This window comes from Anaerostipes sp. CAG:276, assembly GCF_000432215.1.
Lineage (GTDB): Bacteria > Bacillota > Clostridia > Lachnospirales > Lachnospiraceae > Anaerostipes > Anaerostipes caccae.
This window is the reverse complement of the sequence record NZ_FR889200.1, coordinates 4,169-26,012: the sequence shown is the minus strand read 5'-3', so window position 1 is coordinate 26,012 and position 21,844 is coordinate 4,169. Positions and strand designations below refer to the sequence as shown.

Sequence of the window (21,844 nt, the reverse complement as noted above, 5' to 3'; positions counted from 1 at the left end):
TTTCATGAAACCCATTATAACACAAGGAAGTACCATGATAGCGATTATTTCACCTGCAAAAAACATGAAAGTCAGGAAAGAAAAACAGCGAAGGCTGACACATCCTGTGTTTTCAGAAAAGACAGGACAGATTTATGAAGAATTGAAAAAACTGAAGCCGTGGGAGATCGAATCTTTGATGAAGGTAAATGAAAAGATCGCCCTTCAGGCTTTTTTAGATATACAAAATTTTGAGAACGGGGACGGCAGTGCTGCTCTCATGACTTATGACGGCCTTGTATTCCAGAACGTGGGCGCAGGAGATTTTACCGGATGGGATATGAAATATGCCCAGAGGCATGTGAGAATCTTAAGTGGACTGTATGGGGTGCTGAAACCTTTGGATGCGATTCATCCGTACCGTCTGGAGATGGGCTGCAAAGTAAAAACAGCAGGACAGGGTCTGTATCAATTTTGGGGAGATGCGATTTATAAGGAACTTTATAAGGAACAGGATCTGATCCTGAATCTGGCTTCTGAAGAGTATGCCAAAACCGTGAGAAAATATCTGGATGGGCCGGACCGTTTTGTGGATGTGGAGTTTCTCACCATGAGAAACGGAAAGCTCCGGACCATCGTGGCATGGGCCAAGATGGCCAGAGGTCAGATGATCCGCCATATTGTAAAGAACAGGATAGACCGGCCGGAGGATATCAAAGAGTTTGACTGGGACGGATATGAGTTTGAACCTTCCCTGTCTTCGGAATCCAAGTATGTATTTATCCTGCGGGAGACAAAGTTTTAGTTGACGATCAGGAATCCAAGGTTTAACAGCGCCGCAAACAGGCACCAGATAATGTACGGGATCAGAAGTAAAGCAGATTTTTTGCTGTACTTTCGGAATACATAGAACATCAGTGCATTGAGCAGGTTTAGAGCCAGGATCCAGACAAAAGAGAAAAAAACCAGCCCGTATTCAAAGAAAATGATGGGCCAGAAGAACAGAAAGAAGGACACGGCGAGAAAAAGCTTGATTCCCTGTTTTTTCTCCTGTTCTGTGATGTCCGAGGTCAGCAGGGTGTAAAGGCTCAGTCCGAGCAAAATATCGAGGATCAGCCATACGACGGAAAAGATCCACGGGGCAGGAACGAATGGAGGCTTATTCAGCTGACGGAAGACCTCATCCATCCGGGGTGTCAGGAGTCTGGAGAGCAGACTGACTAAAATGGGAAAAATGATGCAGAGTTTTAAAAGCTGCTTCTTTGATAATTGTTTCATAACACACACCTGGGGCTTTTTACATAGTCTATGCTGCAAGGGTTGTATATCTTGACAAAAAAAGATATTATAATGGGAAAAGGAGTGATATGAAATGGAATTAAAGTGTCCTAAAATATATAGAGACGGAAAATATCTGGCTTACGGCGGCAATCAGGAATGGTTCCCGGGCACGTTCCAGCGGCGTGCGGGATGCGGAAGCGTCACCGGCACGAATATCGCCGTCTGTGAAGGCTTATTTTCGCAAGAAGTAGAAAACTCAGAGTCCATACCCTATGAATCATATCTAGAACTCATGGAGGGCATGTATCAGTATATGACGCCCGGTTTCATGGGCTATCCGCTGATCGGAAAATTTAAGAAGGACTTTTTAAGCTTTGCATCCGGCAGAGGGAAAGACCTGAAGGCTAAAAGTATGTTTCTGCCCAGAGATAAACAGGGATGCCTGGAATTTATCAGGGAAGGGCTGTATCACGGACACCCTGTGGCGCTGCTGATCTGGCGGCATTCCAGGAAGGAATTCAGGGAAGACAACTGGCACTGGGTGACCATCACAGGATATGAAGAGGAACGGGAGATTTTGATCTGGTCCAACTGCGGGGAACGGGAAGAGATCCCTGTGAAAGTCTTGCTGGATGACTCGGCTAGATATTATATCGGACTGATCCGTTTTGAAGAAAAGAATTAAAGAGTTCCGATTTTTACAATTCATATGAAGAGAAAGAGAGTAAGCTGTAACCCATCAGCAGGAAACAAAGTAAATAAGAGAGATGGGAACAAAGGCGTTCACCGGAGATATATCCGGCGGACGCCTTTCTTTTATAAAAAGGAGTGATATGTATGGAGAGAACAAAAAAATTGGGACTCGGAAGTGCGATATCCGTCTGTGTGGTATTGATCGTAGCCACCAGCTGTCTGCTTTCCCTCGGGCAGGGCATGGGTCTTGCAGGCAAAAATTTTATTATCGCACTGTTTGTCGTACTGATACTGAACGGGTTTTTGGCTTTAAGTTTTTCAGAGCTGCATTCCATGATGCCGAAAGCAGAAGGGGGCCTGGGACAGTACACTTTGGTGGGTTTAGGACCGGTGGCATCTATGGTATCTACGTTATCCGCTTATGTGATCGTTGATATTTTATCCGGTTCCGTAGAAATCGCCATGTGCGGAACGGTGCTGAATCAGATTTTTCTTCCCCAGATTCCGGCACCGGTGATCAGTGTGATCGTATTGGGGGTTCTGTCCTATGTAAACTATAAAGGAGTTGATTTTTTTGCCCGAATCCAGAATATTGTCGTATTCCTTCTGCTGGCATCTTTTCTGCTCATGGGTATCATAAGTTTTTTCCATCTGGGTACCGGCGAGATAGTGACGGCTGCACAGCAGACGAAGCCTCAGATTACCGGTATCAAAGGATCTAAAGAACCCTAAAAGAGATGTACTTTTGGCTATGATTATTGGCATTGTCGTCCTGTTCGGAGTGCAGGCACTGCTCGGTGTGGGAATGACACAGTATGTCACACTGCAGGAACTGGCAGCAAAGATTATCCTTACGCTAGTATTATATATAGGCACCAGGCTGAAGGCTTCCCCAATGATCGGAAAGCCGGGAGATTACTTTTTCGGCATCCGGTTTATGCCGGGAAAGGTGATACTGCCTGACACGGTGAATCCGAATGAACTGGTCGAAGGGGAAGCAGCGCTGATGGAATTTATGAGGGCAGAGCAAGTATTTGACAAGATCATTCAAAGCCGTGACTTCCGGGCACAGATACAGGTTTTTTTAAATTTTTATGTGAACTGTAATCAGGAAAAGCTGGAGCACTTAGAAGACAGAAATCTTGGAAATTACCTGATTGATGAGATCACCAGGCGGGCCGGAAATGTAAAGATTGAAGAACTGGGTGAATTGACAGGGTATTCTGTCCGTTATGTAAATAAAGTGTTTAAAGAAAATATGGGAATTTCACCGAAAACGTATTGTAAGATCGCCCGGTTTCAGACCGTTTTAAACAGCCTGAAATGGGAAGAGGACGAAAAGGACCTGCTGGCCATTGCCATGAATGCCGGATATTATGACCAGTCCCATATGATGAAAGACTTTCGAAAATATACGAATATGACGCCGGTGCGGTATATCAAGAGTTTGGAGGAAGCGGAATATAAAAACAGGCTGATTATTTTAGGGTGAGTATTAAAAAGAGCTGATGCATAAAAATCATCAACTCTTATCTTATATGTATCTTTATTGTTCTCTAAAACACAATTTACCGTCTTTCGGGTCTTCCACGATTGCAAGAGATTCTAAATGTACGCCCTTATCCCTAATAATCTGTCCGCCGTCTTGGAAGCCTTTCTCGATCACGATACCGCAGCCGATCAGGTTAGCGCCGGAGCCGTTGACAAGATCGATTAATCCGTTTAATGCCTGTCCATTGGCAAGGAAGTCATCGATGATTAGAATATTGTCATTCGGGGACAGGAACTTTTTTTCTACAAAAATATCAAATTCCAGCCCTTTGGTATAAGAAATTACCTTAGAGGTCAGCAGGTCTCCGTCCAGATTCTTGGACATGGATTTCTTTGCAAATACAACCGGGATATTGTCAAAATACTGTGCGGCAATCGTCGCGATCCCAATCCCTGAGGCTTCAATGGTCAAGATTCTGGTGATATTTTCCGGAAACAGTCTTCTGAATTCTTTTCCTATTTCCTGAAGCAGCCCGATGTCCATCTGGTGGTTTAAGAAACTGTCAACTTTGAGGATTCCCCCATCCTTTAATACGCCGTCTTTTAAAATGCGCTCCTCTAATAATTTCATAAAATTCTCCATTTCATTCGACTTTTTTATCATTCTAGCACCAAAAGCTGTCAAAATCAATGAGATCAGGGAAGAATTGAGTTGTAAAAACACCATGCCTACCTTATAATATATAGGAATATAGGTTATTTTATAAAGATATATAGGAATATAGGAGGAACGCCCGTGAACCACGAGAAATTTCTTGTCCTTGATTTCGGGGGACAGTACAATCAGTTAATTGCAAGGAGAGTCAGAGAATGCAGCGTTTACTGCGAAATCAAACCTTACACTGCCTCACTTGAAGAAATAAAAGAATACAATCCAAAAGGAATCATTTTCACCGGAGGGCCAAACAGCGTTTACGGAGAAGGTTCCGCCACATACGAAAAAGAAATATTTGAACTGGGAATCCCGATCCTGGGTATCTGCTATGGTTCCCAGCTGATGGCCCATGTCCTCGGCGGCAAGGTGGAGACCGCCCCTGTCAGCGAGTACGGGCACACAGAAGTGGATCTGGACAATTCATCCAAGCTCTTTGACGGTGTGGGCGATAAAACAGTCTGCTGGATGAGCCATACCGACTATATCGCCGAAGCACCGGAAGGTTTCAAGATTACCGCGACAACCCCGGTATGTCCGGTGGCTGCTATGGAAAATGCGGACAAGAAGCTTTACGCAACCCAGTTTCATCCTGAAGTTATGCATACAGAACAGGGCAAAGAAATGATCTATAATTTCTTATACAAAGTATGCGGCTGCAAAGGTGACTGGAACATGGATTCTTTCGTGGATGATATGATTAAATCTATCCGTGAAAAAGTTGGAGACGGAAAAGTGCTCTGTGCACTGTCCGGAGGCGTGGACTCCTCTGTGGCAGCCGTTATGCTGGCGAAAGCAGTCGGAAAGCAGCTGACCTGTGTGTTTGTAGACCATGGACTGCTCCGCAAAAATGAGGGTGATGAAGTAGAAGCAGTCTTCGGACCGGAAGGACCGTATGACTTGAACTTTATCCGAGTGAACGTTCAGGATAGATTTTATGAGAAATTAGCGGGAGTAGAAGAACCGGAACAGAAACGTAAGATCATTGGGGAAGAATTCATCCGTGTATTTGAGGAAGAAGCAAAGAAAATCGGATCTGTGGACTTTCTGGTACAGGGAACCATTTACCCGGATGTGGTGGAAAGCGGCGTCGGTAAATCTGCTACCATCAAATCCCATCATAATGTGGGAGGCCTCCCTGACTATGTAGATTTCAAGGAGATCATCGAGCCTCTCCGAGACTTGTTCAAAGATGAAGTAAGACAGGCCGGAAGAGAACTTGGAATTCCGGAATATCTTGTCATGAGACAGCCATTTCCGGGACCGGGACTTGGAATCCGTATCATCGGAGAAGTGACAGCGGAAAAGGTTAAGATCGTGCAAGATGCCGATGCAATTTACAGAGAAGAAATTGCAAAAGCAGGTGTGGACAAAGGACTTGGTCAGTATTTTGCAGCATTGACAAACATGCGGTCTGTGGGAGTTATGGGGGATGGAAGAACCTATGACTATGCCATTGCGCTGAGAGCCGTGAATACTTCAGACTTTATGACTGCAGATGCGGCACAGATTCCTTGGGAGGTGCTTGGAAAGGTTACTACCAGGATCGTGAATGAAGTGGAACATGTCAATCGGGTGATGTATGACTGTACGGGGAAACCGCCGGCTACGATAGAGTTTGAGTAAGTAAAGAGATCTGAGAACCCGTATAAACAGGGCGTTTGCGACGCATTAGGGGTCTATTTGATAACAAAATGATAACACTGGCTGAAAAGCATTTATTCACTTTTTGCCGGAGGTTATCAGGTGAATTCAACTGAAACCAATAGAAAAGGTCTTACTGAATTGAGTGAAACAATTTGGCAAGACCTTTTTTGTTGGCTTTTTTTAATCTGTATTGTTTTCAGTTTTCCGCTTTTCACGCAGAGCGTCCAGATCCCGGCGGGTCTGTTCCCACTCCATTTTGGGATAGGTATAGCGCCACTGATCGTATTCTTCTTTGGTGATCTCGCCGGACTCCAGTTTCTCTGCCTGCTGATACCATGCGTTAAACATATCCCACATACTGTGGTAGGTCATTCCGGTGTCTTTGTCCAGTCGGAGGCAGAGTTCGCCGTCCAGTTTTCCGATTTTCAGACCCCGGGTATCTTCCAGTGTAAAGAGAGTGTGCATAAGTCCAATATCCGTGTCAATATCGGGAACATTCAAAGCGTGAGGCGATACCTCAAAAATCTGTGCCAGTGCGTTTAAATATTTCTCTTTCGGGCTGCGTGCGCCTTTTTCATACTGGGCGATACGAACGTCTGCTTGAGAGTCACTAAAACCCAAAAGTTTGCCCAGATATTTCTGTGTAAAGCCACGGAGCAGCCGGAAATAATGGATTCTTTCGCCAATAGCCATAACCATTCTCCTATCTGAAGTCTTTTGATAGATTGAGTATAACATAAAAGTATAGGTACAATCAAGAAAAACCAATACAGAAAAGTATAGTAATATATGACTATACAAAAATGTATAGAATAAACAAGAAAGAGAGGTAACTTATGGAGAAAATGTTTATGCAAGTAAGCGAAGTCATGGAGGCACTGGATGTTTCCGAGTCTTATGCTTACAAATTGATCCGAAAACTCAACAAAGAACTGGAAAAGACAGGGTGTGTTACGATCCCCGGCAGGATTGACCGCAAGTTCTTTTATGAACAGTTTTACGGTACACAGTCATACGAAGGGAGGAATTAGAAGTGCCGGTATACAAAACTGAGAAAAATGGAACTTGGTATGCAATGGTGCGCTATAAAGACTGGAAGGGGGAGCGTAAGCAGAAATGCCAGCGTGGGTTTGCTACTAAGCGGGAGGCGCAGGAGTGGGAACGGCAGTTTCAGTTGCAGAAACAGGCAAATATGGATATGACGTTAGAGAGTTTCTGCAAGTTGTATGAGGCAGATGTGCGCCCACGATTGAAAGAAAACACATGGCTTACTAAGGAAAGCATTATTCAAAGCAAAATTCTTCCTTATCTGGGACAGAGAAAAGTGTCTGAGATTACGGCAAAAGATGTGATCGACTGGCAGAATGAAATGCGTAGCCAGAAAGGGAAAACAGGTAAGCCCGTATCTCCCACCTATCTGAAAACAATCCACGGACAGTTGAGTTCCATTTTCAACCATGCAATCCGCTACTATGATCTGAGTATCAATCCTGCAAGAAAGGCAGGAACGATGGGAGCGGAGGAAAGCAAGGAAATGTTGTTCTGGACAAAAGAAGAATATCTGAAATTTGCGGAGGCAATGATGGACAAGCCGCTTTCCTACTATGCTTTTGAAATGCTCTATTGGTGCGGTATCAGGGAGGGTGAACTGTTGGCGCTGACGCCAGCGGACTTTGACTTTCATAACCAGACAGTAGCAATCAATAAATCCTATCAGCGGTTAAAGGGAAGAGATGTGATTACCAGCCCGAAGACGAAGAAAAGTAACCGGGTGGTTAAAATGCCCCAATTTCTGTCTGAGGAAATGGAAGACTGTATGAAACTGTATTACAGCCTGAAATCAACTGACCGCCTGTTCCCGGTGACGAAACATTATTTATCACATGAAATGGACAGGGGATGTAAGGCTGCCGGAGTAAAACGGATCAGGATTCATGACCTTCGTCACAGTCATGTTTCCCTGTTGATAGATATGGGTTTTACCGCGCTGGCGATTGGAGACCGGGTAGGACACGAAAGTGAAAAAATCACTTACCGATATGCACACCTGTTCCCTTCAAAACAGACAGAAATGGCAGACAGGCTTAATGTTGAGCGAACAGGGAACGGAACAGAGAAAGGAGAAAACAAAGAATGTCAGTAAAAGTTTTGGATCGGCAGGGTCGTTGGAGAAATAAGATTGTGGCGTTCCGGGTATCACCAGAAGAAGATGAGCAGCTTGAGGCGGCTGTGCGACTGTCGGGATTGACAAAGCAGGATTATATTATCCGCCGTCTGCAGGAAAAAGAGATTGTAGTGGTGGGAAATCCCAGAGTGTACAAGGCTTTGAAAAATGAACTGGCAAAGGTATTGGAGCAGTTGGAACGCATAGAGGCAGGTGGCAGCGTTTCCAGAGACTTATTAGATACGATTGAACTAATCACAAATACAATGCAGGGTATGAAAGATGAAAAAAGCCTTTAAGTGTCGGCAAACACCTAAAGGCTGGGACTTGGTAAAATACCAAAACCAATCTATCTGTATTCTACCAGAGTCCCGCAATGCTTTCAACCGGAAATGGAGGTAAATTTGAAAAACAGAAAAGCAGAGCCGGAACTCCGGCTGATCAATATGGAGGATGTTGCGGTAGAGCTGGTGGAATGGCTGCTCTATCCGTTCATCCCCTATGGGAAAGTCACAATTATACAGGGAGATCCCGGAGAGGGGAAAACAACAATGGTGTTGCAGATCATAGCAAAGCTGACAAAAGGCAAGCCCGTGTTGTCAGTAAAGGACGGAGAGGAAGAACCCGCAGAAAATGTAGGCGAGCCAGTCAATGTGATCTTCCAGACCGCAGAAGACGGGCTGGGAGATACTATAAAGCCCCGTCTTCTGTCGGCAGGCGCAGACTGTTCTAAAGTGCTTGTCATTGATGACAGTGAACAGCCGTTGACAATGTTAGATGAACGTCTGGAACAGGCAATCCGACAGACAAACGCTCGTCTTGTAGTCTTAGATCCGATTCAGAGTTTTCTTGGAGCGGAAGTAGATATGCACCGGGCAAATGAAATCCGTCCACTGATGAAACGGGTATCTGTTCTGGCGGAAAAATATCACTGTGCGATTGTCTTAATTGGTCATATGAACAAGAACAGCACCGGAAAATCTTCATACAGAGGACTTGGCTCTATTGACTTTCAGGCGGCGGCAAGGAGTGTTCTGGTTGTAGGGCGAGTGAAAAACGAGCCAGAAACAAGAGTAGTTTGCCATGTAAAAAGCTCCCTTGCACCAGAGGGAAAATCAATCGCTTTTCGCTTGGATAAAGAGAACGGATTTGAATGGGTCGGGGAATATGACATCAATGCGGATGATCTGCTGAGCGGCAATAACCGTGGACAGAAGATAAAAGAGGCGAAAGAGTTCCTGCTCGAGATATTGGCAGATGGGGCAGTCGAACAGAATGTAATCCTTAAAGAGTCGGAAAGCCGTGGCATTAAAGGGAAAACGCTCTGGAATGCGAAGAAGGCCCTTGGCGTCCAGTCGATAAAACCCGGCGGACACTGGTCGTGGGTATTGCCGGAACAATAAGTCAACATGGCAAAATTACCATTTCTTTAGGAACAGGTAATGTTGCCACCTTGAAAGGAAATTGGATGAAACAGGTACAGATACCACAGGAATTGTTTGTGCAGTTGCTCTACTATCATCTGCTGGAGGACGACAGCCATGCGGATGAGATAAGGATAGGATTGGAGAAGAAACTGGATGCAATGGTGTTGCGTGAGTTATACGGAAAGTCTAAGACTGCTCCGACAGAGACGGAACGGGAAAAAGCCCGTCAGGAATATCTGAACAGGCGGGGAATACCTGACAGTTTTCGTTGGTAGAGCGTCTTTTGATGATGTAAGACAGGAGCGTGACACGCTCCTGTATATTGCAGACAAGAGGAAGGGTGATGTTGGATGATTGTTCAGCCGGACAGAAAAGACCGGAACGAAACGGAATTATTCTATGAAAATGAAGATCGGAGAATAGCCATGCTCAATGAGATTTTCGGAAATGTGGAGTTGAGCGAGGCAGAAATGCAGACACTGATATGGCTTGCAGGATGGGCGGAAAATACAGTGGAGAATGTAGTTTCTGCGATCCGAAAGGCGATGACAGCGGATGCAAAGCGGTGGGAACTGCCGCCCCGTCCGTAGGGCGGGAAAAGCCCCCGGCAGGGCGCAAAGGCAGCTTTTGATGGACGGAACGGCTGTCGAAAGTGCTTTTGCGTTACTTTCGGTTACTTTCGGCGAAAGTAACAAAGCCTATGCGCCGTATCCGACGCTGAACACTACCCGACTAGGGAGAAAGGAGAGTTATTGAAGAGGACAATCAGCTTTATGACAGGAAAAGGTTCTGTCAACCACAATAGCAGAAAATTTCATGCAAAGAATACTGATCCGCAACGGAGCCGCTGGAACGTAGAATACTGCAATCAGGATATCCGGGAAGTGTACCATGAATTGTTTGACGGAGCGCTTGAAAGGTATAACGCAAAGCAGACAAGGAAAGATCGGAAGATTGAAGATTATTACGAAAAGATCCGCTCTGGAAAGCAGGAAAAGCCATTCCATGAGATCATCTTGCAGATTGGGAATAAGGATGATATGGGGGCGAAAACAGCAGAAGGGCAAATGGCGGCAAAGATACTGGATGAATATATGAAAGGTTTTCAGGAGCGAAATCCTACTCTCCGTGTGTTCTCCGCTCATCTCCATATGGATGAGGCAACACCGCACCTGCATATAGATTTTGTGCCATATATAACCGGAAGTAAGCGTGGATTGGATACAAGGGTATCTTTGAAACAGGCATTGTCGGCACTCGGTTTTAAAGGCGGTACGAGAATGGAGACAGAATTAAATCAGTGGGTAACGGCTGAAAAGCAGCAGCTTGCCTCAATTATGCTGGAGCATGGGATTGAATGGGAGCAGAAAGGCACACATGAAAAGCACCTGTCTCTATTGGATTTTGAAAAGCAGGAACGGGCAAAAGAAGTAGCTGCGCTTGAAAAACAGAAAGCGGAGTTGAAGGAGCATAATGCCAATATGCAGGAGGTCAATGAAAAATGGCTCGATCAGTTGGAAAATATTGAACGGGAAATATCCTCTGCACATGAAAATCGGGAAGAGGCTGATAAACAGGCAGATCAGGCTAAGAAAAAGATAGCTCAATACGAGAAAAAGCTGACAGAGATGGCACCTATGGTAAAAGATATGGAGCGGTTCGCAGAGAAATATTCTGCTGATTCAGAAGAAATACTGCCGGAGGCGGGAACGCTGGAAATGGGAAAAGCCTACCGGGAGAAAAAGGCAAAGCCGTTGATTAAGAAGATTGTGACGGTACTGCGGTCAGTCTACCGGGCTTATCTCGATCTTTCCAGAAGATTTAGTGATATGCAAAGGTCATATGAAAGGGCATGGAACAAGGTTAATTCTCTTACGGCTCGTGTAGAGGAACTTTGGAACGAAAATAGGATGTTGAGAGAAAATCTCGGGGATTTTGAACGTGTAAAGGGGGCTTTGGGGCATGATACTATTGAGACAATAGTACAAGCGGAGAGGTTGAGAGAACAGGAGATTAAGGAGCAGAAACGGGCACAGAGGCGAAAGATGAATAGAGGAGCGAGGTAAGCAAAAATAAATGGAACAGTCAAGAGCAGGGAGGAGAATTCTTCATGTTCTTGGCTGTATGATTAAGGTGATTTTTGGTTTACATTGTCCGTGGTGGGATGTATAATTTGAGGTATAAATTGGCATTTGCTGGACGGAACTCTGAAAATTATCGAGGGCATTAGTGTAAAAAAAGTAATGGTACATGAAGCACTGGAAGACAGACCAGTACATTTCTATTTGCCTGAATGAGGGTGTGAAAAAGAACTACCAGATCTTCAAGGGTGTTCTGGCAAAGATAAATAATACTAGGAGGAGAAAATTTGTGAGTGATGAAATCCACATGACCATTTCAATTCCTACAGATGATGAGGGTTATGTTCTTTTGAAATGTGAGCACTGTGGAACATTTTTCAAAGGAACTCCTTCAGATATACAGGATGATGGCGTATTGAAAATTTATTGTCCCAGTTGTGGCTTGACCAGTGATAGCTACATCACCGATGATGTGCTGGAGCTTGCCATGAAAATGACGAAAAATAAGGTTAATGACATGATTTATGATATGTTCAAAGACCTGGAGCATCATAGCAAAAATAGTATGGTTAAGTTCAAAGCTGGAAAACGTCCTCGCCATGAGAGCGAAGACCCTATCCGTTCGGGGATTGAAGCATTGGAGATATGCACATTTCCGTGCTGTGCCCGTACTGCAAAAATAAAACCATTGCTTAAAATGACGGGTGCTTATTGCCCGTTTTGTGGGGTGAAGAACTATGAGATTGAATAGGAACGATTTAAGAAAAATCCAGTACGACTTTAATAGTTTTTCTAATCGCTTGCTTCAAGCTGATTATGAGGATTATACGGGTGTGCTTGGGAAATATCTGAAATACATTGACAATACGCCAATAATTCTTGACTATATCATGGATTGTGGTAGCTGTGATTGGGATTTGGCAAAAGAAGTTCAGAAAGTTCAAGCATCGTATGGACGCATGATCTTTTCAACCGGTGATACAGAGGAAGAAGAAGTTCGCAATGTTTATGCTGTATTGCATTATTTGGTTGAAACCAATAACTCAATCTATCGAGGGATAGCCATGGGGTATTCTTCTTCCAAAGGATTTCAAGACAAAATAAAAGGCTTCAATGAGCGTTTTGTTATGGTGTTGATTCGTCATATAGAACGCTATTTGACAAAGGTAGGTATTGATATGGGCCTGGATGATAAAGTTGTATACAATGTTACCGTACATAATGGACAAGCTATTATCGCTACAGATAATGCTACAGTTACGGCAACCAATAATGCTGGGGTTGATACGAGTGAATTGAAAAAGCTGATTTCCGAAGTACAGGCAGCTACTACCTCACTTGCTCCTGAGGACCAAGAAAACGTTTTTGAATGCTTAGAGGTAATTGAAACCGAAACAGCGGCTGAAAAGCCCAAAAAAGGAATGCTTAGAACGGCTCTAACCACATTAAGAACAGTTAAAGGTATAGCGGAATTTAGTGCCGCAGTAGCTGCTTTAGCAGAATTTGTTGGTCCATTGCTTTAAGAAATAAGATAAGGCGGTAGCAAATCATAGCATTGCCTGATATAGAAAAAATAATTCAAGAATTAGAGATAGCACGAAAAAAGAAATTCTGAAACAATGACGGCAACTGAACTTGCTCCTCTTGATGTACAGAATGAAATTAGTATGTAAAGATCATACGAGAGGACTTGGATCAAGGTAAATTCTCTTACGGCTCGTGTAGAGGAACTTTAGAACCAAAACAGAGTTTTAACCGAGTGGAACGGGCTTTAGGACATGATGCTGTTGTAGATATTGTCCAGCGGGAGAAAAGAATGGAGCTGACAGAGAGGGATTGGAAACGGTTAGTAAAACGAAAACATAATCTTGAAATATATTGAGGAAATTCTAATATATTGTATATCAGACAAAAAATATATAAGGCAACAGGGGGAACTGTTGCCTTAAAATAACTTATTTTTCTTCTCTCATGGTAAAGTATAAAGTTTGATCAAATCGCCTTTCTGGCATAAGTCGATCTATGTATCCAGGCTCAATAATCTGATAAACAATATCTTTTTTTAATGCAAGATTTTGAATTCGGTTAGGTGTTACATATTTACGCCAAAGGGAGCCTCCGACAGCAAATTCTTTATCTGTCTGATTACCAAAAGCCATTTGCCGGTAGATATCAACCACGCGTATTTTCCCAGATTTACTTAATTCCCATAGACATCTTGCGAGTCTTGCTGAAGCTCTCATGCCTCGACGCATGGTTTCAGCTGGTTCGGCAGAATGATCAAGAAATAGACGCGAGAATGCGTAATCGCTCCAAATTACAATATCAAAGGCTTGGTCAGCCAATATGGGAGATTGACCTTGGGTTTTCCATAAGGTTTGCATAAGCAAGGGCTTTTGGTGCGAATAATATTTTAATTGAAAATCATCAACAGCTTGACATAACAAAGGCATTTTATGAGTCATTTCATAGTCGTTATCCCACATTTGGATAGAAGAACATGCATCTTCAAAAATTTCGCGTACGTCTTGAGCTGATTCTTTAATCGAGTCAAACATTCCTAAAGCGCAATAGGAAGTAGTAGCAGAGCGTACAACTATTTCAGAACCCCATTTTTCTTCTGATAATGTGCTTGTTTGTGATGTCGGAATTACCGTTAATTTTACTTCTAAAGGTGAAAGATAGTTACCATTGATATCTTTCACGACCAAATCAATACCGTCGATAGCGTCAAAAGAATATTGCTGATATGGTTCATATATAGATTCAAAACTGAAATACAAATCACGGAGTGATTTATTGGTGCAATTAAACACTTCACTAATTGAAATTTCTTTTGGTTCGATTACTAATTTGTTATCTTTAACAGCGAGGGTAATATAAATGGCTTTAATATCGTTATCTAACATATAGCAGGCTAACGATGTAGGGAAACTGGAATTAAAGCAGTTTTTACCCCAGTGATCATCCGCTGTTCTATTTGAATTAAATATTCCATATAGTCCATTTGACATGATATAAGCTCCTCAAATTTATTTTTTTGTATTGACGTCAATTACTTGACGTCAATTTGCTTGCGTAGTATACTATGAAACAAGTATAATTAGATATATTATAAAGTTTTTTGGAGTGTTTAGCAAGTGGAGGATAAGAATGAATACAGTTGATTTATTTGCAGGATGTGGCGGAATGTCGTTGGGATTTCAGAATGCAGGATTTAATCTTGTAGCGGCATTCGAATTTTGGGATATTGCTGCAAAATGTTATGAAGAAAATTTTAATCATCCTGTTTTTAAGTCGGACTTATCAAATGTTAAGTCGGCTGTTGAACAGATACGAAGATTCTCGCCAGAGCTGATAATTGGAGGACCGCCATGTCAGGATTTTTCCCATGCTGGAAAACGGGTCGAATCATCAAGAGCAAGTTTGACAGAATCGTATGCTAAGATTATAGAGAATATTAAACCACAATATTTTGTTATGGAAAATGTAGATCGAGCCCAGAAAAGTAAGGCGTTTGAGAAAGCGGAAAATATTTTTAAAAATGCCGGGTATGGTTTGACAAAAATAGTGCTGGATGCAAGTAAGTGTGGTGTTCCTCAAAAACGGAAAAGATTTTTTTGTATAGGAGCCTTAGGCAAAGACGATGATTTTATGAAAAAAAATCTTGAAAGCGGTTTAAGCCAGAAGTCGACTACATTAAGAGATTATTTTGGCGATACGCTTGATTTTGAATATTATTACCGTCATCCGAGAAATTATAATAGGCGTGCAATTTTTTCCATAGATGAACCTGCACCAACGATACGTGGTGTTAATCGTCCTGTACCGAAAGGGTATCCTGGTCATCCAAATGATGCTTGTCCTATTTCAGAAAATGTTAGAGCACTTACAACACTTGAACGTTCGTTGATTCAGACTTTTCCTGCTACGTTTAAGTGGTGTGGGAATAAAACTGAAATGGAACAAATGATAGGAAATGCTGTTCCTGTAAAATTAGCAGAATATGTTGCATTGAAATTGAAACAGTATATTATATCGCAGGAAGTAATAGAAGAAAACAAAGAATCTTTTGTTAAGTGGCTTGTAGAAGTAAAAAAATTTACTCCACGATCAGCAAGCGATACTTTATCTAGAATACGCCGAGCAGATAAAATTTGCCATTTAAATGGTGCTCCTACGGATTATTATTGCTTTTTATTACAAAAAGAAGAGGCATATATCGAATTATCCGTATCAGTCCGTTCGCAAATGAAAAGAGCATTGACTCTTTACAATAGCTTTATTCTCCAAAACAGTACAAAGGCATAGGTGCTAAAATGGCAGATGTGTTTGATGGGAAAAAGCGCTCAGAGATAATGAAAAAGGTGCGCTCTAGGAATAATAAATCTACTGAATTGAAACTAATACAAGTATTTAGTGAAAATTCTATAAAAGGATGGCGAAGAGGGTATCCTGTAAAGGGACATCCTGACTTTGTTTTTCTTGATAAAAAAATAGCTGTTTTTGTTGACGGTTGCTTTTGGCATGGACATGATTGTAGAAACACAAGACCTGCAGACCATGCTGAGTATTGGGCAAAAAAGAGAGAACGTAATATCAGACATGATAAAGAAGTAACAGCTATGTTTGAACAACGAGGATGGCGAGTTATCCGAATTTGGGAGTGTGAGTTAAAAAAGAAAAACAGAGAGTTATTATTGAGAAAAATAGAAAGCCTAAAAGATTGTTAGGACGAGAAAGTATTGTAATTAGTGAAACTACAGCTTGATAAAGGGGATTATTTATATGTTTGAGACAGGACTGGAATTTGTACGGGCGGATTTTCATTTACATACTCGTAAAGATAAAGAATTTCTGTTTGTAGGTGAGCAAAATGATTTTGTGAAAGACTATGTTTCTTCACTGAAACAAGCAGACATTAAGGTAGGCGTGATCACAAATCATAATAAATTTGATAAAGATGAATATAAGGCTATTCGAAAAGCGGCGAAAAAAGAAGATATGTGCATTCTTCCAGGTGTCGAGTTAACAATAAAAGAAGGGGCAAATGGTATTCATACTCTCATAGTTTTTAATCCAGATGAGTGGCTCTCCAATGGAGATAACCATATTCAAACATTTTTAACATCAGCATTTGCAACTATTCCAAATCTTGAAAATAGAAATACAAAATGTATATATGATTTGAAAAATACACTAGAGACATTGGAAGCATATAACCGCGATTATTTTATTATTTTTGCGCATGTAGACCAGAATAGTGGTTTGTTCTGTGAGTGTAGAGGAGGATTGCTTGAATCTTTATCTGGTCTTGCTCCTTTTAAAAGACGAGTTTTAGGTTTGCAAAAATTACGGACACATAATAATATTATTCAATTTAAACGGTGTTTCGGATATACTCCTGCATTGGTTGAGGGTTCAGATCCTAAGTCACTTGCTGATATTGGTAAGGGTGATAGACAAACATATTTAAAAATTGGAGAGTACTCATATTCAGCTATTAAGTTTGCTTTGCAGGATTTTGAAAACAGAGTTGCTGAGACTATTCCAGATATACATCATGGTTATATTGAATCATTATCTTTTCAAGGCGGAAAGTTTGATGGACAAAAGATTATTTTTTCACCTGAATTAAATACTCTTATCGGCATAAGGGGAAGTGGAAAATCGTCTATTTTAGAGGCAATACGATATATTTTGGGTATTCCGATACAAACAGATAAAGAATATAAAGAAGCACTCGTAAAAAGTGTTTTTGAATCTGGTGGCAAAGCAGTACTTTCTGTGGCAGATAAACATGGGAAAAAATATACGATAAGTCGTATTTTTGGAGAACGTATTAACGTTCTTGATGAAGATGGAAATGATTTGAATATTACCCCACTGAGTTTATTTGATGGTGTACAGTATTTCGGTCAAAAAGATTTATCAAGCAGCACGGATCATGAAAACAGATTGCTGGAAAATATTGTTAGCGGAAGAGTGAAAATAGAAACAGCTATTGAAAGTGCGATTGATACATTAATTACAACGACAGGGAAATTATTAGATGTCGGAAAAATACCCGGACAGATATCGGATACTATTACGCAAAAAACAGAAATCGAACATAAGATGTCAATTTATCAGGAAAAAGGAGTTGCGGAAAAATTAAAAAAACAAAGTGGGTATACTACAGATAAAGCAAAACTAGATTCTGTGAAAAGCAGAATGGATAGCACGCTTCAAACAATGCGTACAGCGTATGAAAAAAATTCATCTTTAAGCGGGCTTCTTCAAGGGTATGATAGTGAGTGTAATAAGGACTTATTTATCGAGACTCAAATACTTTTAGATTTTGTGGACGAACAATTAAAAAATATAAAATCTTCTATAGATGCGATTGAAAATAAGAAAGAAAATTTAGGGGATATCATTTTAAGGTTAGATAAGCGTATAGCAGGTCTTGCTGACGAATTTGCTGAGATTAAGCGTGAGATTAAAGATGATACTTTAGATGTTGATGGTTTTGTTAAACTGACAGAAGAATTAGAAAAAGTCAAAGAGAAATTATCTCGACTTAATGAAGAAGCATTATCAAAAAGAAAAATTGAAGAAGAATTTACAAAAGCGGAACGTCAGTTAAATGATGTATTGCTAGAAAGATTTAATGCATATAAAGCGGAAACAGAACGTATTAATCAGGCTCAAAATGAGTTAAAAATTGAAATATCTTTTAAAGGCGATAAAGAGGGATTTAAAGCACAGTTAAAGACTGATTTCCGGGGCTCTGGTATTTCGGATAGTAAATATCAAATTATGAGCGAAGAATTTGCTGATTATGTAGCACTTATAGAAGACTGGGTATTATTTGATGGCAAAAAGCTGAGGGGAATTATATCCCAATCAGAATATGTTAAGTTGGTATCTAGACTACAGGAGCAGTATAGTGAACTGCTAAAGAAGCAGGTTCAAAACAAAGTTGAGATATATTATCATGATAAGTTGCTTCGTAAACATTCTATTGGTCAACGTGCATCCGCTTTAATTTTATTTATTTTGACACAGAATAATAACGATATTATTTTTATCGATCAGCCAGAAGATGATCTTGATAATAAAGTAATTTATGATGAGGTTATTACTGCAATTATAAAAATGAAGCCCAACATTCAATTTGTTTTTGCAACGCATAATGCCAATATTCCTGTTTTAGGAGATGCAGAAAGAGTTTTAGTAGTTGAATTTCAAGATACGAAAATAGATGTTTCACAGGGAAATATTGACTTGGATGATACGCATAAACAAATTGTCGATATTATGGAAGGTGGAAAGGAAGCTTTCGATAAACGCCAGTTAATTTATACTTCGTGGAGATAGAGGTAGATCTTTGCTCGTTAAGAAAAGCACCTGGTCTTGTTGTGATAACAAAATCGTGATAACAGATTGATAACATTAGTAGAAACAGACCATAGAGATATGACAGTTGGAAACAAATAAAATCAAATAGAACCAAATCTCCTATACAAAACTGTATAGAACTAAATTTGATTTTGCGAGTTTGAATAGAGAGTTAATACTGATTTAATACAACCCATATATATTTATTAAAAAATGACTCTGATTGCAAAAAACATGTAATCAGGGTCATTTTTTGCAGGTTAAACTATCAAATATAGTTTTGTGGTCTGTATGAAAAATTTCAACGTATGCACTTAATTCACTAATGTGAATGTTGCATGTACAGGTTTCTATTTGGGAGGAGTCACTTCTTGAAATAGAGAGGTTTCAGAATTTTGATTGTGCAATGACTTGTTCCGGTGTTTAATTTAGCTCTTGAGGGATAATTGATTACCAGCCTTCAGCTCGAGATGTCTTATTTCATATTGCTTCTAGTATAAAATGTTTGTGTAATTTTAATTGATAGATTGCAAAAGCGTAGATTACAAAGGTATGATAAAAAGAAGTTTTGATAAGGTAATAAATTTTATCGGAAATGGAAAGGAGTTAAGTTTAAAATAAATTGAAAAGGAAATTCACATTGCTATTGATTTAGGTTTGACAACTCTAATTCGATGATAAGTATGTTCAAAAAAGTACTTAGAATCTAAATAAATATATAAAGATAAAGAATTATTGAAAGATTCAACCTGTAAGAATTACTTACAAGTTGAACAGGAAGGCAAAAGGCAGGTGTAAAGAGGAGTTAAAGTCGAAAACAAGGTAATAGAGAATTCTAAATTATCTAGATTATTTTAGCTACTTTTTGAACAAGGCAGAATATAGTATAGGGGATGAGCAAGATTTACTCAATCAAAAATAGTTTGTTGTTCCTTTGTTGACATTCTTCATGTAAGTTAAACCAGAGGTGATAACAATGAACTACAAGATTTTATTAGTTGATGACGACAAAGATTTATTGCAGATGCTCAGCAGTTATTTTGAACTAAAAGGGCTATTTTATATAATAGGAAAGTCTGCCATTTGGCGGACTGCGAAAGAAAACATTCCATAAAAAGGATTGTATAGGAAAAAAGAGGTGGATAAAAAAGGTCGATATAAAAACTTTCTTCGAGACCATCGTCATCAAAGCCATTTTTTTTCGTTAGAAAATAGTGCATATCCAGAAGATCTGAGGTCATTCCTTCTGGCGGATGTTTGATATAGTGCTGCCTAAGTTCCTCTGATTGTTTTTGTTTCATTGCTTTTAAAACCTCCTGTCGGATGAATCCAGTATGTTACAGACAGGAGAAAAATCAAGAGGAACGGCATTTGGCTTTTGCCATGACCTTATCATAAGAATCCGGAATTTGCTTGTTGATTTCTCAGAAGACAGAACGGTACTCTTTTCAACGCATGTGGTGGAAGACCTTACTGCAACCTGTCAAAAGCTTGCGATCATGAAGAAAGGAAAATTCCTTGATACAGGTTCTGTAACAGATATGATGCAGGCGGCAAAAGGCCATATCTGGATCTGCAGAGTGAAGGATGAGAAAGAAGCAAGAGAATTGGAAAAGAAATATCATATTTCTTCCAAACAGTTTACGGAAGACGGCATGAAGGTTAAAATCATCAGCGGACAAAATTTAAAGAAATAAAAATCTGAATCTGTCTGCTGAAAACTAATTTGATTGCCCTTTCTTTATAACATATAATGGATATAAGAGTATAAGGAAAGGGCGGTTGCGGTAAGATGTTGGATCAATCAGAAATACGGGCATTAGCAGATCAAAATGCTTATAAGAGAGGAAGAAACCTTTATCGTTCAGATGCTGTTCTGGAATATTCCGTAGAAGAAGCCGGCGAAATTGATTATATATACGCCGCCGTCCAGGGCAGCGGCAGAAATATGTATGACGTCGATTTGGAATATAATTTGGAAGAAGGGTGGCTGGAAAATGCGCACTGCACATGTCCGGCGTTCAGAGAATATGAGGGGTTATGCAAGCACTGTGTGGCTGTCTTGTTTGAATATACAGATTACCTGGAATCACAGGAAGCCGCCTGGCAGTATGAACAGAAGAAAGAAGAAAGCCTTGCAAAGCTTCAGACAATGAAAGGCATGCAGAATAAACTTTCGGCCAGTGAGGAATGGAGGCCAAAGACGACTCCGGCGATCAAGGCATTTCTTTCACAGCAGCAGCTTAAAAGCACCCTGCCGATTGCCCAGGAGTCTATTTATGGGAAGGTACATCTGGAACCACTTTTGACATGTATGGATAATTTTATTCAGGTGGAGTTTAAGATCGGTACTTCTTATCTGTATGTTTTAAAAGATGTTTTTGCCTTTGCAGATGCTTTGCAAAATAAACAGAAATTCGCTTATGGGCAGAAATTAGAATTTATACATGATATCCAGGTATTTGATGGAGACTCACGGAAATTGGCGGAATTTTTACAGTCATGGACTGCCCAGAACAGGATCAAGTATATGCAGGTCCCTTATTATGGATATTCATATACGGATTCAACAATGAAAGTAAGAAAGGTCCCGCTGACAACTGGAGAGCTGGAATTGTTTTTGGAAGCGGTGGGAGACCGGGAGTTTTCGGCGGAAATCAATGGGATGCCGGAGAAACTCTGGCATGTGACTGAGGATCCACTGTCCAGGACTATGAAGATCACAGGCCAGGAACAGGGAATTAACGTAGAGGTCAATTATTTGTTTGGATTTCAGGGCATCAAACATAATATTTATTTTTCCAAAGGAAAGATCTACAAAGTGAGCAGAGCGTTTTTGGAGCCTGTCCACGATCTTTTATCCTGTATGGAAAATCTGCCGCAGCGGAAGGTTTTTATAGAAACAGCAGATGTGCCTGTGTTCTGCAGGGAAGCCCTGCCCGTGCTGGAAACATATTTTGAGTGTACAAGAGAGAGTTTTGATGAA

General features: G+C 40.8%; 24 protein-coding genes. 19 read left to right on the top strand and 5 right to left on the bottom strand.

The features are described 5' to 3' along the window. The first annotated feature begins 34 nt into the window (after window positions 1-34). A complete protein-coding gene (gene yaaA / locus QVP35_RS12460) occupies window positions 35-784 on the top strand; it encodes a peroxide stress protein YaaA (protein WP_009291098.1) in 750 nt (249 codons plus the stop codon). Here yaaA and QVP35_RS12455 read toward each other — a convergent pair. Further along, on the bottom strand, window positions 781-1,257 hold the full coding sequence (locus QVP35_RS12455; RefSeq protein WP_009291099.1) for a TspO/MBR family protein: 477 nt from the start codon (window positions 1,255-1,257) through the stop codon (window positions 781-783). The two genes, yaaA and QVP35_RS12455, sit on opposite strands and share 4 nt — an antisense overlap. Window positions 1,258-1,351: 94 nt before the next feature. Here QVP35_RS12455 and QVP35_RS12450 point away from each other — a divergent pair, with 94 nt between their 5' ends. The 3 genes from QVP35_RS12450 (at window position 1,352) to QVP35_RS12440 (ending at window position 3,445) form a co-directional block, all read left to right on the top strand. Beyond that, complete coding sequence (locus tag QVP35_RS12450; RefSeq protein WP_009291100.1) at window positions 1,352-1,945, top strand: hypothetical protein; 594 nt, start codon at window positions 1,352-1,354, stop codon at window positions 1,943-1,945. A 152-nt stretch (window positions 1,946-2,097) separates the two neighbouring features. After that, a complete protein-coding gene (locus QVP35_RS12445; RefSeq protein ID WP_009291101.1) occupies window positions 2,098-2,685 on the top strand; it encodes an amino acid permease in 588 nt (195 codons plus the stop codon). Window positions 2,686-2,704: 19 nt separating this feature from the next. Further along, window positions 2,705-3,445 (top strand): helix-turn-helix domain-containing protein, encoded by a 741-nt coding sequence (locus QVP35_RS12440; RefSeq protein WP_022261212.1) that lies wholly within the window; start codon window positions 2,705-2,707, stop codon window positions 3,443-3,445. Between the two features lie 54 nt (window positions 3,446-3,499). Here QVP35_RS12440 and QVP35_RS12435 read toward each other — a convergent pair whose 3' ends face one another. Continuing rightward, window positions 3,500-4,075 (bottom strand): xanthine phosphoribosyltransferase, encoded by a 576-nt coding sequence (locus tag QVP35_RS12435; RefSeq protein ID WP_009291103.1) that lies wholly within the window; start codon window positions 4,073-4,075, stop codon window positions 3,500-3,502. A 165-nt stretch (window positions 4,076-4,240) separates the two neighbouring features. Between QVP35_RS12435 and guaA the strand changes: the two genes are divergently transcribed. Beyond that, a complete protein-coding gene (guaA, locus tag QVP35_RS12430) occupies window positions 4,241-5,782 on the top strand; it encodes a glutamine-hydrolyzing GMP synthase (protein WP_009291104.1) in 1,542 nt (513 codons plus the stop codon). Between the two features lie 201 nt (window positions 5,783-5,983). On the opposite strand, the gene QVP35_RS12425 is transcribed toward guaA, so the two are convergent. Beyond that, a complete protein-coding gene (locus QVP35_RS12425; RefSeq protein ID WP_022261211.1) occupies window positions 5,984-6,496 on the bottom strand; it encodes a helix-turn-helix domain-containing protein in 513 nt (170 codons plus the stop codon). A gap of 158 nt (window positions 6,497-6,654) precedes the next feature. Between QVP35_RS12425 and QVP35_RS12420 the strand changes: the two genes are divergently transcribed. The 9 genes from QVP35_RS12420 (at window position 6,655) to QVP35_RS12380 (ending at window position 12,998) form a co-directional block, all read left to right on the top strand. Then, on the top strand, window positions 6,655-6,834 hold the full coding sequence (locus QVP35_RS12420) for a DNA-binding protein (protein WP_408628269.1): 180 nt from the start codon (window positions 6,655-6,657) through the stop codon (window positions 6,832-6,834). Window positions 6,835-6,836: 2 nt separating this feature from the next. Beyond that, window positions 6,837-7,946 (top strand): site-specific integrase, encoded by a 1,110-nt coding sequence (locus QVP35_RS12415; RefSeq protein WP_009291107.1) that lies wholly within the window; start codon window positions 6,837-6,839, stop codon window positions 7,944-7,946. Next, window positions 7,937-8,266: a plasmid mobilization protein gene (locus QVP35_RS12410; RefSeq protein ID WP_009291108.1), complete on the top strand. Its 330-nt coding sequence runs from the start codon at window positions 7,937-7,939 to the stop codon at window positions 8,264-8,266. Before QVP35_RS12415 ends, QVP35_RS12410 begins: the two co-directional genes overlap by 10 nt. A gap of 93 nt (window positions 8,267-8,359) precedes the next feature. Beyond that, window positions 8,360-9,370, top strand: coding sequence for an AAA family ATPase (locus QVP35_RS12405; protein ID WP_009291109.1), 1,011 nt, complete (start codon window positions 8,360-8,362; stop codon window positions 9,368-9,370). 65 nt (window positions 9,371-9,435) lie between these two features. Next, on the top strand, window positions 9,436-9,669 hold the full coding sequence (locus tag QVP35_RS12400) for a hypothetical protein (protein ID WP_009291110.1): 234 nt from the start codon (window positions 9,436-9,438) through the stop codon (window positions 9,667-9,669). Between the two features lie 75 nt (window positions 9,670-9,744). Then, complete coding sequence (locus QVP35_RS12395) at window positions 9,745-9,984, top strand: hypothetical protein (RefSeq protein WP_009291111.1); 240 nt, start codon at window positions 9,745-9,747, stop codon at window positions 9,982-9,984. Window positions 9,985-10,167: 183 nt separating this feature from the next. Continuing rightward, a complete protein-coding gene (locus QVP35_RS12390) occupies window positions 10,168-11,460 on the top strand; it encodes a plasmid recombination protein (protein WP_022261209.1) in 1,293 nt (430 codons plus the stop codon). Window positions 11,461-11,764: 304 nt separating this feature from the next. Further along, complete coding sequence (locus QVP35_RS12385) at window positions 11,765-12,226, top strand: hypothetical protein (protein ID WP_009291113.1); 462 nt, start codon at window positions 11,765-11,767, stop codon at window positions 12,224-12,226. After that, on the top strand, window positions 12,213-12,998 hold the full coding sequence (locus QVP35_RS12380) for a hypothetical protein (protein ID WP_009291114.1): 786 nt from the start codon (window positions 12,213-12,215) through the stop codon (window positions 12,996-12,998). The genes QVP35_RS12385 and QVP35_RS12380 overlap by 14 nt, the downstream gene beginning before the upstream one ends. A 432-nt stretch (window positions 12,999-13,430) precedes the next feature. Here the strand turns inward: QVP35_RS12380 and QVP35_RS12375 are convergent, their stop codons facing one another. Continuing rightward, entirely contained in the window at window positions 13,431-14,489 is a 1,059-nt protein-coding gene (locus QVP35_RS12375) for a HindVP family restriction endonuclease (protein ID WP_009291115.1), read from the bottom strand. Window positions 14,490-14,628: 139 nt separating this feature from the next. On the opposite strand from QVP35_RS12375, the gene QVP35_RS12370 reads away from it, so the two are divergent. The 3 genes from QVP35_RS12370 to QVP35_RS12360 are packed head-to-tail and all read left to right on the top strand — an operon-like array spanning window position 14,629 to window position 18,837. Continuing rightward, entirely contained in the window at window positions 14,629-15,786 is a 1,158-nt protein-coding gene (locus tag QVP35_RS12370) for a DNA cytosine methyltransferase (RefSeq protein ID WP_009291116.1), read from the top strand. Between the two features lie 8 nt (window positions 15,787-15,794). Further along, window positions 15,795-16,208 carry a very short patch repair endonuclease gene (locus QVP35_RS12365; RefSeq protein ID WP_009291117.1) on the top strand — a complete coding sequence of 138 codons (414 nt, stop codon included), beginning with the start codon at window positions 15,795-15,797 and terminating at the stop codon, window positions 16,206-16,208. Window positions 16,209-16,263: 55 nt separating this feature from the next. Further along, window positions 16,264-18,837 carry a TrlF family AAA-like ATPase gene (locus tag QVP35_RS12360; protein WP_022261207.1) on the top strand — a complete coding sequence of 858 codons (2,574 nt, stop codon included), beginning with the start codon at window positions 16,264-16,266 and terminating at the stop codon, window positions 18,835-18,837. A 1,049-nt stretch (window positions 18,838-19,886) separates the two neighbouring features. Here the strand turns inward: QVP35_RS12360 and QVP35_RS12355 are convergent. Continuing rightward, on the bottom strand, window positions 19,887-20,159 hold the full coding sequence (locus QVP35_RS12355; RefSeq protein ID WP_022261206.1) for a hypothetical protein: 273 nt from the start codon (window positions 20,157-20,159) through the stop codon (window positions 19,887-19,889). A 33-nt stretch (window positions 20,160-20,192) separates the two neighbouring features. Between QVP35_RS12355 and QVP35_RS12350 the strand changes: the two genes are divergently transcribed. Together QVP35_RS12350 and QVP35_RS12345 are read left to right on the top strand one after the other, a co-directional pair. Continuing rightward, on the top strand, window positions 20,193-20,555 hold the full coding sequence (locus QVP35_RS12350) for a hypothetical protein (RefSeq protein WP_009291120.1): 363 nt from the start codon (window positions 20,193-20,195) through the stop codon (window positions 20,553-20,555). 95 nt (window positions 20,556-20,650) lie between these two features. Further along, on the top strand, window positions 20,651-21,844 hold a 1,194-nt coding region (locus QVP35_RS12345), incomplete at its 3' end, for an SNF2 helicase associated domain-containing protein (RefSeq protein WP_288187895.1).

Coding starts and splice junctions, on each gene's coding strand:
- QVP35_RS12365 (WP_009291117.1), top strand. CDS start 15,795: ATGGCAGATGTGTTTGATGGGAAAAAGCGCTCAGAGATAATGAAAAAG.
- QVP35_RS12455 (WP_009291099.1), bottom strand. CDS start 1,257: ATGAAACAATTATCAAAGAAGCAGCTTTTAAAACTCTGCATCATTTTT.
- QVP35_RS12445 (WP_009291101.1), top strand. CDS start 2,098: ATGGAGAGAACAAAAAAATTGGGACTCGGAAGTGCGATATCCGTCTGT.
- QVP35_RS12405 (WP_009291109.1), top strand. CDS start 8,360: ATGGAGGTAAATTTGAAAAACAGAAAAGCAGAGCCGGAACTCCGGCTG.
- QVP35_RS12440 (WP_022261212.1), top strand. CDS start 2,705: ATGATTATTGGCATTGTCGTCCTGTTCGGAGTGCAGGCACTGCTCGGT.
- QVP35_RS12400 (WP_009291110.1), top strand. CDS start 9,436: ATGAAACAGGTACAGATACCACAGGAATTGTTTGTGCAGTTGCTCTAC.
- QVP35_RS12355 (WP_022261206.1), bottom strand. CDS start 20,159: ATGAAACAAAAACAATCAGAGGAACTTAGGCAGCACTATATCAAACAT.
- QVP35_RS12350 (WP_009291120.1), top strand. CDS start 20,193: ATGTTACAGACAGGAGAAAAATCAAGAGGAACGGCATTTGGCTTTTGC.
- QVP35_RS12425 (WP_022261211.1), bottom strand. CDS start 6,496: ATGGCTATTGGCGAAAGAATCCATTATTTCCGGCTGCTCCGTGGCTTT.
- QVP35_RS12410 (WP_009291108.1), top strand. CDS start 7,937: ATGTCAGTAAAAGTTTTGGATCGGCAGGGTCGTTGGAGAAATAAGATT.
- QVP35_RS12375 (WP_009291115.1), bottom strand. CDS start 14,489: ATGTCAAATGGACTATATGGAATATTTAATTCAAATAGAACAGCGGAT.
- QVP35_RS12380 (WP_009291114.1), top strand. CDS start 12,213: ATGAGATTGAATAGGAACGATTTAAGAAAAATCCAGTACGACTTTAAT.
- yaaA (WP_009291098.1), top strand. CDS start 35: ATGATAGCGATTATTTCACCTGCAAAAAACATGAAAGTCAGGAAAGAA.
- QVP35_RS12390 (WP_022261209.1), top strand. CDS start 10,168: ATGACAGGAAAAGGTTCTGTCAACCACAATAGCAGAAAATTTCATGCA.
- QVP35_RS12395 (WP_009291111.1), top strand. CDS start 9,745: ATGATTGTTCAGCCGGACAGAAAAGACCGGAACGAAACGGAATTATTC.
- QVP35_RS12420 (WP_408628269.1), top strand. CDS start 6,655: ATGCAAGTAAGCGAAGTCATGGAGGCACTGGATGTTTCCGAGTCTTAT.
- QVP35_RS12370 (WP_009291116.1), top strand. CDS start 14,629: ATGAATACAGTTGATTTATTTGCAGGATGTGGCGGAATGTCGTTGGGA.
- QVP35_RS12450 (WP_009291100.1), top strand. CDS start 1,352: ATGGAATTAAAGTGTCCTAAAATATATAGAGACGGAAAATATCTGGCT.
- QVP35_RS12360 (WP_022261207.1), top strand. CDS start 16,264: ATGTTTGAGACAGGACTGGAATTTGTACGGGCGGATTTTCATTTACAT.
- QVP35_RS12435 (WP_009291103.1), bottom strand. CDS start 4,075: ATGAAATTATTAGAGGAGCGCATTTTAAAAGACGGCGTATTAAAGGAT.